This window comes from Deltaproteobacteria bacterium (assembly GCA_026712905.1).
In the GTDB taxonomy this organism is placed as follows: domain Bacteria; phylum Desulfobacterota; class Binatia; order UBA9968; family JAJDTQ01; genus JAJDTQ01.
In genome coordinates this window covers 13,928-27,700 of sequence record JAPOPM010000164.1, presented here as the reverse complement: position 1 = coordinate 27,700, position 13,773 = coordinate 13,928, and the positions used below count along the sequence as shown (strand labels likewise).

General features: G+C 66.2%; 9 protein-coding genes. 1 reads left to right on the top strand and 8 read right to left on the bottom strand.

From position 1 onward, the window contains the following. Nucleotides 1-141 precede the first annotated feature (141 nt). Both OXF11_13700 and OXF11_13695 read right to left on the bottom strand, forming a co-directional pair. Nucleotides 142-1,230, bottom strand: a complete 1,089-nt coding sequence (locus OXF11_13700) for a Zn-dependent alcohol dehydrogenase (GenBank protein MCY4488151.1) — start codon at nt 1,228-1,230, stop codon at nt 142-144. Nucleotides 1,231-1,294: 64 nt separating this feature from the next. Further along, the gene (locus OXF11_13695; GenBank protein MCY4488150.1) at nt 1,295-2,833 is read right to left on the bottom strand and encodes an ABC transporter substrate-binding protein; all 1,539 of its coding nucleotides are present in this window, start codon (nt 2,831-2,833) and stop codon (nt 1,295-1,297) included. Between the two features lie 384 nt (nt 2,834-3,217). Between OXF11_13695 and OXF11_13690 the strand changes: the two genes are divergently transcribed. Continuing rightward, on the top strand, nt 3,218-4,861 hold the full coding sequence (locus OXF11_13690; protein ID MCY4488149.1) for an amidohydrolase: 1,644 nt from the start codon (nt 3,218-3,220) through the stop codon (nt 4,859-4,861). Nucleotides 4,862-5,031: 170 nt separating this feature from the next. Here OXF11_13690 and OXF11_13685 read toward each other — a convergent pair whose 3' ends face one another. The 6 genes from OXF11_13685 to OXF11_13660 form a co-directional block, all read right to left on the bottom strand. Beyond that, nucleotides 5,032-6,570 (bottom strand): ABC transporter substrate-binding protein, encoded by a 1,539-nt coding sequence (locus OXF11_13685; GenBank protein ID MCY4488148.1) that lies wholly within the window; start codon nt 6,568-6,570, stop codon nt 5,032-5,034. A gap of 103 nt (nt 6,571-6,673) precedes the next feature. Then, nucleotides 6,674-9,094: a glycoside hydrolase family 65 protein gene (locus OXF11_13680; protein MCY4488147.1), complete on the bottom strand. Its 2,421-nt coding sequence runs from the start codon at nt 9,092-9,094 to the stop codon at nt 6,674-6,676. A gap of 144 nt (nt 9,095-9,238) precedes the next feature. Then, complete coding sequence (locus OXF11_13675; protein ID MCY4488146.1) at nt 9,239-10,369, bottom strand: amidohydrolase/deacetylase family metallohydrolase; 1,131 nt, start codon at nt 10,367-10,369, stop codon at nt 9,239-9,241. After that, the gene (locus tag OXF11_13670) at nt 10,366-11,412 is read right to left on the bottom strand and encodes an amidohydrolase family protein (GenBank protein ID MCY4488145.1); all 1,047 of its coding nucleotides are present in this window, start codon (nt 11,410-11,412) and stop codon (nt 10,366-10,368) included. Before OXF11_13670 ends, OXF11_13675 begins: the two co-directional genes overlap by 4 nt. Before the next feature lie 65 nt (nt 11,413-11,477). After that, complete coding sequence (locus OXF11_13665; protein MCY4488144.1) at nt 11,478-12,605, bottom strand: alpha/beta hydrolase; 1,128 nt, start codon at nt 12,603-12,605, stop codon at nt 11,478-11,480. Between the two features lie 45 nt (nt 12,606-12,650). After that, nucleotides 12,651-13,742 carry an amidohydrolase family protein gene (locus OXF11_13660; GenBank protein MCY4488143.1) on the bottom strand — a complete coding sequence of 364 codons (1,092 nt, stop codon included), beginning with the start codon at nt 13,740-13,742 and terminating at the stop codon, nt 12,651-12,653. Nucleotides 13,743-13,773 lie beyond the last annotated feature (31 nt).

The window sequence follows — 13,773 nt, the reverse complement described above, 5'->3', positions numbered from 1 at the left end:
GCTTCCAAGCAGTTGGGAGTTTGCTTCCTTCGGCTTCCCTCGGCTACGCCTCGCTCCGCTCAGGAGGAAGGGTTGTGGAAACCTTTTCCCGTTCGTCCTGAGCGTAGCGAGGCGTAGCCGAGCGAAGTCGAAGGACGCAAGCTAGAACACCACCACGCCCCGGGCCGCCTCCCCTTGCCTCAACCGCTCGACCCCCTCGTTGATCTCTTCGATCTTGTAGCGGTGGGACACCAGCCGGTCCAGGTCCAGCCGGCCCGCCTTGTAGTGCTCGACCATCCTGGGGATGTCGATGAGCTGGCGCGCGTTGCCGTAGCCCGTGCCGGTAAGGGTCTTCTGTTCCCTTACGAAGCGCAGGGGGTTGATGGACGCGGTGTGGTCCATGGGAGCCATCCCCACCACCACGACGGTGCCGCCTACCCGCGCGCACTCCAGTGCCTGCTCTACCGTGGGGCCGAGGCCGATGGCCTCGAAAACGTAGTCCACGCCGCCGCCGGTGATCTCGCGGACGCGCTGGGCAGCGTCCTCGCGCGCGCTGTTGATCTTGTGGGTGGCGCCGAACTCCTGGGCGTACTCCAGCTTCCCGTCGAGGATGTCGATGGCGATGATGGTGCCGGCGCCCACCAGCCGGGCGCCCTGGATGCAGTTGAGGCCCACGCCGCCGCAACCGATGACCGCCACGGTGTCCCCGGCTTCCACCCGGGCGGCGTTGGTGACGGAGCACACGCCGGTGGTGACGCAGCAGCCGATGAGGGCGGCCACCTCCGGCGGAACGTCGCCGGGGACCGGAACGGCCTGTTCCGCCGGGCACACCACCTGCTCGGCCCAGGTGCCCAGCCGCGCCGAGATGAACAGCGGCTGTCCCTTGAGGCTCACCCGCGCGGTGCCGTCGTGCATCATCTGACGCGGGGAGTTGTGGCCGTTGCAGAGGACGGGGATGCCGCGCGCGCAGTTCTCGCAACGGCCGCAGTTGGCACGGAAGGAAAGGATGACGTTGTCGCCGGGCTTGACGTGGTCGACGCCCGGGCCCACGGCCTCCACCACGCCGGCGCCCTCATGGCCCAGGATCACCGGGGTCTGGTTGTCCCACTCGCCCTTGATGTTGTGCAGGTCGCTGTGGCAGATGCCGGTGGCGCCGATACGGACCTGCACCTCCTGTGCCTTGGGACCCTCGATGTCCACGTCCTCCACCACCAGAGGAGTGTTCTGCTCCAGCAGCACCGCGGCCTTCATACCTGCACCTCCATCACAAGGTTTTCGGGCATCCGCGTGGGCGACGACGCATGAAATCTGGCTGCTACTTGACCGTCATCTCCCAGGTACGGATCCTCTCGTCGGAACGAGGGTCCCACTCGATGTTGCTGGCGAACCCGTAAATGTCCGCCAGGTTCCACAGCGGCACCCACGGGGAATCCTCTTTCAGGATCCGGCCGATCTGGTGCAGAATCTTGGCGCGCTTCTCGGGATTGGCTTCCGCCATCTCCGCTTCAATGAGTTTGTCGAGTTCCGGGTTGCTGTAGTCTACACGAACGCTGGCACCGGTTTTGAAGTATTGTTCGACATGCGTGTGGACGTCGATGACGCTGCCCCGGCCGATGTAGTAGAAGGGCATCTTGCCCCCGTTGACGCCGGATCTGCCCCAGAACACCACCCATTCCTGGGAGATGAGCTCGACGTTGAATCCGCCCTTCTTCATCTGGGCGGCGATGGCCTGGAGCACTTCGCTGTCCTTGGGGTAGCGGCCCTGCGAGTAGTAGAGCTTCACCGAGACGCCGTCCGGGTAGCCCGCCTTGGCGAGCAGCTCGCGGGACTTCTTGGGGTCGTAGGGATAGCGCTTGGCGTTGGGGTCGTGGCCGATGTACGTTTTCGCGCCGGCACCTTCCACCACGAAACCGAGGTTGTCAAAGATGTTCTTGACGATGGAGTTGGCGTCCACCGAGTAGTTGGCCGCCTGGCGCACGAGCTTGTTGTCCCAGGGCTTGAACCCCGGGTTGATGGCCAGGAAGTAGATGCGCGAGCCGGGAACGGACTTGATGGTGACCTTGGGGTTTTTCTCCAGGCGCGCCACCTCGTGCGGCGGCACGGCGTTGATGACGTCCACCTGTCCGGACTCCAGCGCCGCGACCCGGGCCGCCTCCTCCGTCACCTTGCGCCACACCATGGTCTTGACCTGCGGCTTCGGGGAGCCCCAATAGTCGTCGTTGCGCTCCAGCACGAGGTCGCCGTCGCGCTTGAAACTTACGAACTTGTACGGCCCGGTGCCGATCGGATGCTTGTCCACGTCCTTGCCGGCCTTCTCCGCGGCCGCCTTGCTCATGACGAAGCGGCTCTGAAGCTTGTCCAGGAACACGACGTTGGGCGTGTCGGTCACCAGGACGATGGTGTGGTCGTCGACCACGCGCATCTCCGTCAACTCTCGCAGTTGCCGCCGCTGCAGGCTCTTCTTGTCCGTCTTGATGCGGTTGAACGAGAACTCCACGTCGTGCGCGGTCAACGGCGAGCCGTCGTGGAACTTGATGCCCTTCTTGAGCTTGAAGACCCACTCCTTGCCCTTGAATTCCCAGGACTCGGCGAGCTTCGGGACGTACTTGTTGGCCTTCTGGTCCACCTGCACCAGCGGCTCCATGATGTGCTCCCAGATGCCGTAGGCGGGGCTCAGGCTATGGTTGTAGGGGTGGAGCGAATCAATGCCGCCCGCGTGGTAGATCACCACCTTGTCCTTGGAGGCGGCCCAGGCGGAGCCGACGGCGAGCACGCCCAGAAGGAGCGCCGCGCCCGCGACCAGTGCTCCGGTCCTCTTCCACAAACTTCCACGAGTACCTGCATCGAGTTTCATTCAGCCTTCCCCCTTTCGGAATGCGGACCCCTCGCGGTCCGTCTCGGCGATACATATGAAATAGTCGCGTAAGAAGTCAACCCTGAACAGCTTTCCCTCTGTCATTCCCGCGAAACAGGCTGTGTCAAAACGTCGCCCGGACAAGAATTGGCGCCGACCCCCGATTCGTCATTCCCGCGGAAGCGGGAATCCAGGGGTGGCGAGGCGGGGAAACGCAGATGATAGTGCCACACCACCGCCCCTGGATTCCCGCTTTCGCGGGAATGACGAATCGGGGGTGGGGCTGGAGGTGCGCTCTGGTTTGACGTTGCGCGGGCACGGCTATATTCATAGGACCTGCGCCGCGGATTGCCGGCGTCTCGAACTTGACCCTGGAGGATCTCGATGGCTGGAAGTCGCTTGCCCTATCCCGGTACGGTTTTCTTTAACGGCAAGGTGCGCACGTTCGCTTCGGGCGCGCCCCTGGCCGAGGCGGTGGCCTGCTTCGGCGGGCGCATCGTCGCCGTCGGTTCCTCCGACGAAGTGCGGCGGCTGGGCGGTTCCGATACCAGGGAGGTGGACCTCAGGGGCCTCACCGTCACCCCGGGACTGACCGACGCCCACGTGCACCTGGCGGACAAGGGGCTGGCGGACCGGGAACTGGTGGACGTACGCGACTTCTACGGCCCCGTAAACAATATCGACACCGTCCTCACGCGCCTGTCGAAGAAGGCCGCGGAGATTCCCGCGGGCGACTGGGTGGTGGCGCAGGGAAGCCCGATGCAGGACTTCCGCATGAAGGACAAGCGCTTCCCGGACCGCGTCGACCTCGATGCCGCCGTGCCCGAGCACCCGACGTCGGTCTCCTTCGGCGCCCATGTCACCGTGGCCAATTCGAGAGGCCTGGGGCTCGCCGGCATCGACAGGGACACGCCGAATCCGGCCGGCGGCGCCATCGAGCGGGACTCCAACACCGGCGAGCCCACGGGCATCCTGCACGAGCGCGCCCAGCACATCGTGACGGGCGTGATCCCGGAGTTCGACGCCACCCGGCGCAAGCTGGGCATCGCCTTCGCCGTGCAACAGGCCCTCGAACGGGGCGTGACCACCATCCACGACATCGTCAAGGACCCGTCCGCGGTGCGCGCCTACCAGGAGCTCAAGGCCGAAGGCGGCCTGCACATGCGCTCGAGCCTCTTGCTGCGCGTCATCGAGTCCGACATGAGCACGGACAGCGTGCTGGAGACCGGCCTCCAGACCGGCTTCGGCGACGAGTGGCTGCGGGTGGGCGGCGCGAAGATGAGCATTGACGGCGGCATCACCGGCCGAAACGCGCTATTCTACGAACCCTACGTCGACACGCCGGATTACAGCGGGCTCATTCGCATCCAGCAGGACGAGTTGGACGAGACCGTGCTGCGCTGCCACAACGCCGGCCTCCGCTGCTGCGTGCACGCCATCGGCGACCGTGCCTTCGACATGTCCCTGGAGGCCTATGAGAAGGCGCTGGCCGCGTCGCCGCGGGAAGACCACCGCCACCGCATCGAGCACATGGGCAACTGGCTGATGTCGTCCGAGCGCATCGAACGCCTAGTGCGCCTGAGCGTCTTGGCCATTCCCAACATCTCCCTGGGCTACTTCGTCGGCGACTCCATCCGCGCCGCCATCGGCGCCAAGCGCCTGGAACAGGCGTTCCCGTTCAAGACGCTGTTGGAGGCGGGGGTCAAGATGGCCGGCGGCTCCGATGCGCCGGGGTACTGGCCGGTGGACCCGCTGCGCGACATCGGCACCTACGTCTCGCGCCGGATGCTGTGGGGCGAGACGCTGGTGCCGGAGGAAGCCCTGAGCGTGCAGCAGGCCTTCGAGCTCCACACCACCCACGCCGCCTTTGCCGGTTTCGAGGAGGACCTGAAGGGGACCCTGGAGGCCGGCAAGCTCGCCGACATGGCGGTACTGGCCGAGGACCCCTTCGAGGTGTCGGCGGAACGCATCAAGGACATCAAGGTGGCGATGACGGTGGTGGGCGGCGAGATCAAGTTCCAGGCGTGAACAGTGCCGGCAACTCGCGCGGCAGGCATGGGTCGAAGCTCGGGATCTCGCCCATGGTCTTGATGCGGGCGTAGCGGCGCGGCAGGATGTCGTGGAGGCCGCCCGCCCGTGGCGCCCATGGATGCCCTCGGGGGGCACCTGCATGGGCGCCGACGCAACGGATCCGGGTACTACTTGATCCTCATCTCCCAGGCACGGATTCTCTCGTCGGAGCGGGGCTTCCACTCGATGTTGCTGGCGGCGCCGTAGATGTCCGCGAGATTCCACAACGGCACCCACGGTGAATCCTCCTTCACGATCCGGCCCAACTGGTGCAGCAGCTTGTCACGTTTCACGGGATCGGCTTCTGCCTGCTCCAGGTCCATGATCCGGTCGAACTCGGGATTGCTGTAGGCGATACGGCGGCTCGCACCGGTCTTGAAGTACTGCTCGAGGTGCGTGTGCGCGTCGACGACGCTGCCCCGGCTGACGTGGTAGAAGGGCAGCTTGCCGCCGTTGACCCCGGACTTGCCCCAGAACACCACCCATTCCTGGCTGATCAGCTCGATGTTGAAACCGCCCTTTTTCATCTGGGCCGAGACGGCCTGGACCACCTCGGTGTCCTTGGGATATCGTCCCGCGGAGTAGTACATCTTTACATTGACGCCGTCCGGGTAGCCCGCCTTGGCCAGCAGTTCACGGGACTTCTTGGGGTCGTAGAGGTAGCGCTTGGCGTTGGGGTCGAAACCGATGTGTTGCTTCCCGGCGGCGCCCTCCACCACGAAACCGAGGCCATCGAAGATGTTCTCGATGATGGGGTAGGCGTCCACCGCGTAGTTGGCCGCCTGCCGCACGAGCTTGTTGTCCCAGGGCTTGAAACCGGGGTTGAGGGCCAGGAAGTAGATGCGTCCCCCGGGTACCGTCTTGATGTTGATCCTGGCGTTCTTCCTGAGGCGCTCGACGTCGTGGGCCGGCACCGCGTTGATCACGTCGGCCTGCCCGGCCTCCAGAGCCGCGACCCGGGCGGCCTCTTCGGTGACCTTCCGCCACACCAGGGTCTTGATCTGCGGCTTCGGGGAGCCCCAGTAGGCGTCGTTACGCTCCAGCACCAGGTCGCCGTCGCGCTTGAAGCTCTTGTACTTGTAGGGTCCGGTGCCGATGGGGTTCTTGTCCACGTCCTTGCCGTACTTCGCCGCGGCCGCCTTGCTCATGATGAAGCGGGTCTTGAGCTTGTCGAGAAACACGACGTTGGGCTTGTCGGTTACCAGCACGATGGTGTGGTCGTCCACGACCCGCATCTCCACCAATTCCTTCAGTTGCCGCCGCTGCAGGCTCTTCCTGTCCGTCTTGATGCGGTTGAACGAAAACTCGACGTCGTGCGCCGTCAACGGCGTGCCGTCGTGGAACTTGATTCCCTTGCGCAGCTTGAACACCCACTCCTTGCCCTTCAACTCCCAGGACTCGGCCAGCTTGGGCACGTATTCGACACGCTCCTCGTCCAACTGCACCAGCGGCTCCATGATGTGCTCCCAGATGGAGTAGGCGGGGCCCAGGCTGTGGTTGTAGGGGTGGAGGGAATCGATGCTCCCGGCATGATAGACCACCACCCGGTCCTTGGATGCGGCCCAGGCGGAGCCGGCGACGAACAAGCCCAGCAGGAGCGCCGCGCCCGCGGCCAGTGCCCCTGTCCGCTTCCACGATATTCCGCGAATACTTGTGTAGGATTCCATTGAGCCGTCCCCCTTTCGGAATGCGGAGCCTTTGCGGTCCGCGTCGGACGACGATATGAAATCGTCGTGTCCGAAGTCAAGCGTGAAGGGCGTTCGATCGCGATCAAGTTCCAGGCGTGAACACGGCAACGCGCGGGCTCAACGGAATCTCGGTGTCCCCCGACTCCAGCGAATGTCTTGTCCCCTGGACCAATACTTCCAGCGGGGACGGGGAATCATCCTCCAGTGATATGCGCACGCGCTCGCGCGTGAGGTCCAGCGCCACCCGGCGCCCGCGGTAGACGATGGCCAAGCGCAGTCCGGGCAACTCGTCGGGCAGGCAGGGGTCGAGGCTCAGGGTCTCGCCCATGGTCTCGATGCCGGCGTAGCGGCGCAACAGGACGTCGTCGAGGCCGCCCATGGCGCCCATGTGGATACCTTCCGGCGTGGTGCCGCCCTGGATGTCGGCGACGTCGCTCCGCAGCGCTTCCGTGAAGTAGCGCCAGGACCCCTCCGGGTCGGAGCGTGCGGACACGGCGGCGTGCACCACGCGGCTCAGGGTCGAGCCGTGGGAGGTGCGGGCGCTGTAGTAGTCCACGGTCTTGCGGATGGCGTCGTCGTCGAGCTCGTATCCGAGCCGGCGGAACAGGGCCTGTACCTCGTCGGTGCGCAGCAGGTAGAACAGCATGAGCAGGTCCGCCTGCTTCGACACCTTGTAGGGGTTGGGGGAGTCGCCTTCCGCCTCGAGAATGCGGTCCAGCCGCTCGATGTTGCCGTACTTCTCGCGGTAGCCGTCCCAGTCGAATTCCTTGAGCGCGTCGTAGCCCTCGAACTGGCTGATGACACCGTCGCCGTGGAACGGCACGGTCATCTTGCGCGCGATCTCGCGCCAGCGCTCCTCCTCGTCGGGTTTGAGCCCGATCTCCTCGGCCAGCTCGGCCCTGCGCCCCGCGCCCAGGAGTTCCAGCACCGCCAGGGCGCGTTCCAGCACCCACACCACCATCACGTTGGTGTAGGCATTGTTGCGCAGGCCGCCGGTGTCGGCGCCGGGGTACATGTCGTGGTATTCGTCCGGGCCCATGACACCGTGAATCTCGTAGCGCCCGGTGTTTTCGTTCTGCCGCGCCAGGCTGGCCCAGAAGCGCGCGATCTCCAGGATCATCTCGGCGCCGTAACGGGACAGGAATCCGCGGTCGCCGGTGGTCTTGTAGTAGCGCCACACGTTGTAGACGATGGCGATGTTGACGTGCCGCTGCCGGTGGCTGTTGTCCTCGAGCCAGCGTCCGGAGTTGGGGTTGAGGTGCAGCTTCTGGGTTTCCTCGCTGCCGTCGCTGCCGCTCTGCCATGGGTACATGGCGCCGGCGCAGCCCTCCTCGCGGGCGGCGCGGCGCGCGCCGTCCAGCCGGTGGTACCGGTACAGCAGGAGCGCGCGCGCGATCTCGGGAAGCCGCGCGATGTAAAAGGACAGGAAGTACAACTCGTCCCAGAAAACGTGGCCGCGGTAGGCTTCGCCGTGCAGGCCGCGGGCGCCCACGCCGGCGTCGAGGCCGACGGTGTTCGGGGACGCCGCCTGCAGCATGTGGAAGGCGTGCAGGCGCAGGATCTTCTCCTCCTCCGGCCGTGAAGGCAACTCCACGTCGCAGCGGCGCCACAGGGAATGCCACGTGCGCGCGTGGGCCTCCAGCGTCTCCACGAAGCGGCCGGAGGCGGACACTGCCACGCGCGCGGCGTGGCCGCATTCGGCGATGGCCCGGTCCCGCGACGAGTAGAGGGCCACGGTCTTTTCCACGGTGACCACGTGCTTCCGGCCCACGGTCACGGTGAATTCCTGGGTGATGCTTTCCGGTTCCTCGAGGATGCGCGGTTCGACGGCCTCGTGCTCATCGTCGCGGAAGAGGCGCGTGCGCGCCGCCAGTGCCAGACGCATGTGGGACTGGTTGGTCTGGACCACCAGGTAGACGCCGTCCTCCCCGACGCGTCCCTTTTCCAGGGTCTCCAGATGCTTGGAGTTGAGCTGGCGGTAGCGCGCGACGCCGCCATTGATGACCGCGCCGTCCAGCGCCGACCTCACGGTCATGTTGCCGGACCAGTCCTCCGCCAGCAGGGTCCAGCGCAGCACCGCCAGATGCGGTTGCCGCATGTGCACGAGCCGGCGGCTGCGGATGAAGCTGGTGCGGCCCTCCGGGTCGCGAAAGCGGATGCGGCGCGTGAGCAGCCCGTTCCGGAAATCGATCTCCTGCTGGTACGCGAGTATCTCGACGGCCGCGAGGTCGAACCATGGGCCGTCTTCCAGGCGGAAATTCACGCACAGCCAGTTGGGCAGGTTGACGAGGTCCTCGTTGACCACGACGCGGTCGCCCACCGTGGTCTCCAGGCGGTTGTAGCACCCGGCCAGGTAGGTTCCAGGGTAGTGCACCTCACCGGCCGCGGCCTCCTCAGCCGCACCGCGGGTGGCGAAGCGGCCATTGCCCAGGGTGCACAGGGCCTCGCGCAAGCCTTGTTTTGCCGGGTCATAGCCCTCATAGCGGAAAATCCATTCGTTCATGGGGGTCACACTCCGGGACGACTTCGCGAAACAGTGGCGCGAGAATGAAACGCCACCAAGTCGTCGTCGATCAAGCCACGTTCCGCAACACTACCAGTGCTCGCGGCTCGCGCCAAACACGGTGCGGTGCGTCACGAAATCGGCTTACGTGTCTGAAAGAACGCCGGCACGGATGGTGTGGCGGGCGACGATGCGTTGTCCGTGCGTGCGGCGGTTGCCGACGCTGTCTTCCAGCGCGGCTTCCTCGTCCACCACCTCCAACACCGCCACGTCGGCCTCGCGGTCGACTGCCAGCACGCCGATGCGGTCGTGCCAGCCGATGGCGCGGGCGGCGTTCACGGTGCAGTCGGCGATGATCTCGTCCAGCTCCAGTCCCAGCATCAGGAATTTGGTCAGAGTGGTGGGAAGGTCCACCACGGGGCCGCTGCCGCTCATTCGGTGAAGATCGGTGCTGATGATGTCCGGACGGAGGCCCTGGTCCATGGCCCGGGCCACCAGGTCGAAGTCGAAGTGCCCGTTGGCGTGGGCGACGTCGAAGATGACTCCGCGCCGCCGCGCCTCCAGAACCGCGGGGCGCAGGCGGCCCTCCGGATCCACGATGGCCGGCTGTTTGGGCGTGTAGCAGTGCGTCACGATGTCGCCCGGGCGCAGTGTCTCGACGATCTCTTCCATGGGAATGCCGGTGTCGCCCACGTGCACCATCACCGGCGAGCCGGAGGCCTCGCCGGCGCCCACCGCCATGCGCAGTGCCTCCCGGCCGTTCTGTCCCACGGACTTGACGTGGAGCCGGATCTTGATGCCCACCGCCACGTCCCGGTTCTCCCGCACGGTGCGCGCGGCGTTCTCGGGATCGGCGAAAGCGAGGTTCTCGAGCTCTCCGGGGACGTTGAGGACTCCGTGCTGCGCCACCGCCACGAAGGCCAGCATGCGCGTGCGCGCCTGCTGGTACACCAAGTGGCGGAACCCCGTGAAGTTCACCGGGCCGGCCGACCCCGCGTCCGCGGCGGTGGTGACGCCGCTGGCGCCGCACACCGCGTCGAGCTCGGTGCCGTAGGGGTTGACGCCCCAGTAGCTGTGCACGTGGAAGTCGATGAGGCCCGGGGTCACGAAACAGCCGTCCACGTCGAGGACCTGCTTGGCGCCGTCCCGCGGGAGGTCCTTGCCCATGGCGGCGATGCGGCCGTCCGTGATGCCCACGTCCAGCGCCTGGCGCGGCCCGGCGGCCGGGTTGATAACGGTTCCGTTGACCAGAAGCAGGTCGAATGCGTCGCTCACGGCCGATCTCCCTTCGGATCCGACAGCCCGTAAAACCGTGCCGGGTTCTCGTACAGGATCTTGTCGATGACGTGGGGCACCACCTCGCCCTTTTCCCGCAGGCCCTTGAGGGCCAGCAGCTCGCTGGCGTTGTCATTGTGTCCGTAGTCCGAGCCGATCATGATCATGTCCTCGCCCGCGTGCTCGATCACATAGGGCAGGTCGTCGTCCGTCTGGCAGGCGACGTAGAGGCGATTGTGCCGGAGCAGATCATCGGCGGAGTCCACCCCGTTCTTGCGGTTGCGCAGCTTGATGTCCCGGACCACGTGCGGGACCCATTGGGCGGCCACCTCGATGGCGCCGATGCGGAGGTCGGGGAAGCGCTGGGGAATGCCGCGCATGACCATGGAGTGGACCGCGCCGATCACCGTGAGCTTGGCGGTGCGGAACGGGTCGTTGCCGAAGGCTTCCGAGACGGCGGCGTTGCCGATGCCCGAGTGGACGCCGATGGGCACGTCGAGGCGGGCGGCTTCCTTGTACAGAGGGAAGAAGTAGGGGTGGTGCAGCGGATGATGGGTCTCGAGGCCGCGCATGAATACGGCGCAGGCGCCGTGTTCCCGCGCCCAGCGCAACTCCTCCAGGGCCTCGTCCATGCTCGACAGCGGCAGTTGCACCGCCCAGCGCAGCCGTCCCTTGCCCGCCTCCCAGACGTCCGCCAGCCAGCGGTTGTAGGAACGGCACAGTGCCAGCTCCACGTCCGCGCGGTCGGTGACCGGCCGCAGGAAGAGGGTGGGGTAGAGCACCTGCACGTCGGTGCCGATCTCGTCCATGTGCTTCAGGCGCGCGTCGATGTCGGCCATGTCGCGGGACTCCTTGGGAGTGTCCAGGCCGATGTTGTCGCGCCCGCCGATGAGTTTGCCGTTGATCACCCAGAAGTTGCGCGTGCCGCCTTCGGGCATGTCCACGGTCACCGGGACCGGCCGGAAGCGTTTGTCCCGACCCTCCAGGTAGTCCCAGGTGTGCTCCGTCTCGATCACGTGAGCGTCGGCGTCGATGGCCAGCATGTCGTCCTCCGGTTCTTGAGACACTCCTGGATTCCCGCTTCCGCGGGAATGACGGATGCGGGGGATCACGCCCCCAACTGCTTGGCGAACCAGTCCACGATGAACGTGCGCCGGTCGAAGCGCTTCTCGCCGTGCCCCACGCCGTCCAGCAGTTCCCGCGGGGCGTTGACGGCGTTCTCGTACAGCCGGACCGCGCCGCGCGGGTCCATGACCCGGTCGTCGTGATTGTAGCCCACCAGCAACGGGCACTCGATCGCTTGCGCCCGCCCCACCAGCGTGAACTCCTTGATGCGCTCGCGCGCGTCGGCCAGGTCCCTGGCGCCCATGAGCCAGCGCAGGCGCTCCTGGATCGGCGGGTAGAAGTCGAAGATGTCTTCCACGAGGTTGTAGGCGCCGCTCCACACGGCCACGGCCTTGATGCGTTTCTCTTCGGTGGCGCAGCGAGGTCCCGAGTAGCCGCCCATGCTGGAGCCGTGAAGCCCGATGCGGTCCGGGTCCACGTCCGGGCGCGTCACGAGGTAGTCGATGACGGCCTTGGCCACTCGTTCCGAGTCGGGCGGCGCATAGAGCTTCTTCTCCCGCAGGGTGGCGCCGTGCCCCGGGCCGTCCACGTCGATGAAGCACATGCCCCGGCGCACGTACTGGGCGGCGTCGCCCTCGAGCCCGCGCAGCAGGATGCCGTCGGCGCCGCCGTAGTTGTACACCACGGGGAAGCGCGTGCCCGTCTTGCCCCGGGCAGGGTAGAACAGCGCGTCGAGCAGATGCCCCTCGTACGGAATCTCCAGACGCTCGAAGGGCGGCGTCACCAGGCTCCAGGCCTTGTCGAAGGTCTCCTTGAGCTTGTAGTGGCTCCGCATCATGCGCGGGTCGGCGTCCGGCATGTACACCAGCGCGCGCCGGTGGAACTCGGCCGCCCGCCGGTAGAAGTCGTGGGCCGTGACGTGACGACCCTCGTCCTCGAACCCCGCGGCCAGGACCTCGTTCTTCTCGGCCATGCGGGTCCACTCGGTGTGCCAACTGTCGATATTGTAGGGTCGGTAGCCGCGCGCCACCTCGCGGACGTCGGGGTCCGGATGCAGCGGCGACACCTCCACGCGCACGTCGAGTTGCCCGCCTCCGGGCAGCCCCGGACCCGGAAAGAGGCGCTTCTCCAATTCGTCGTTACCCAGCGGTCTGTCCGGGGATTCCTTCATCCGATCTCTCCTGGCGCCGATGCGCAACCCTCGCCGCCGGCAAGGTCAGATGCCGTAGAAGGCCGTCGGGTTGTCCTGTGTGATCTTGGTGACCGCCGCGGGGGAGAGGTCGCCCTTGTCCGCGCGCTGCTTGAGCAGGCCGAGGAAGTCCATCTCCTGCGCGGAATCGTTGTGCGTGTAGTCCGATCCCACCAGGAGGTTGTCCTCGCCGGTGTGCTTGAGGAGGTAGTCCAGGTCCTCGTCCACCTGGAACGACACGTACATGCGGTTGCGCTTGAGGATGTCCTCGGGCATCTCCTCGATCTCCATGGTGGAGCGCAGCACGCTGGTGGGCCGTTCCTTGTTCTTCTCCAGCCGGCGGCGGATCTCGTAGAGCACGAACGGCACCCACGAGGCGGTGGCCTCGATGAAGCCGAAGCGCAGCTCGGGGAAGCGGTCGGGCACGCCGTGCACGATCAGGGACTGGAACGCATGCACCACCGGCAGCAGGATGCGGTAGAAACGGCTGAAGGTGAACTCGCGCGCGGGCGTGAAGTCCGGCACGCCCGAGCCCGTGTGAAAGCAGATGGGCAGGTTCAGCTTCTGCGCTTCCTCGTAGAGCGGGAAGAAGTAGGGGTCGTTGGCCCACACACCCGCCTCCCGGTCGCCCTTCTTGAGCACGCCGCAGGCGCCGTGTTCCTTGGCGAAGCGCAGCTCGTCCAGGGCCGCGTCCATGTTCTGGGTCGGCGGCAGCAAGACCCAGCGCAGCCGCCCACCGGAATCCTCCCAGCGCTGCGCCATCCAGCGGTTGTAGCTGCGCCTGAGCGCCAGCTCGATTTCGGCCTTTTCGGTGAACTCCACCAGGAAGAGGGTCGGATACATGACCTGGAAGTCCACGCCCATGCGGTCCATGTCCTCCAGGCGCCGGTGCACGTCCATCAACTCGCGCGCACCCACGGTGGTGTGGGTCTCCTCGTCCGTGCGCACGAAGCGGATCTGCCGCCTGTCGTCGATCATCCAGTAGCGCATCTTCGCGTTGCTGGCGTCCTGGCCCTTGGGGTAAGCGGTGGTGGGGCGCAGCGCCTCGTCACCGTCGCGCAAGAAGGCCCAGGTATCCTCGGTCTCGTCCACGTGGGTATCGGCATCGATGACGGCCATTGGCGTCCTCCGGGTTGAGGGATGGGGTAAT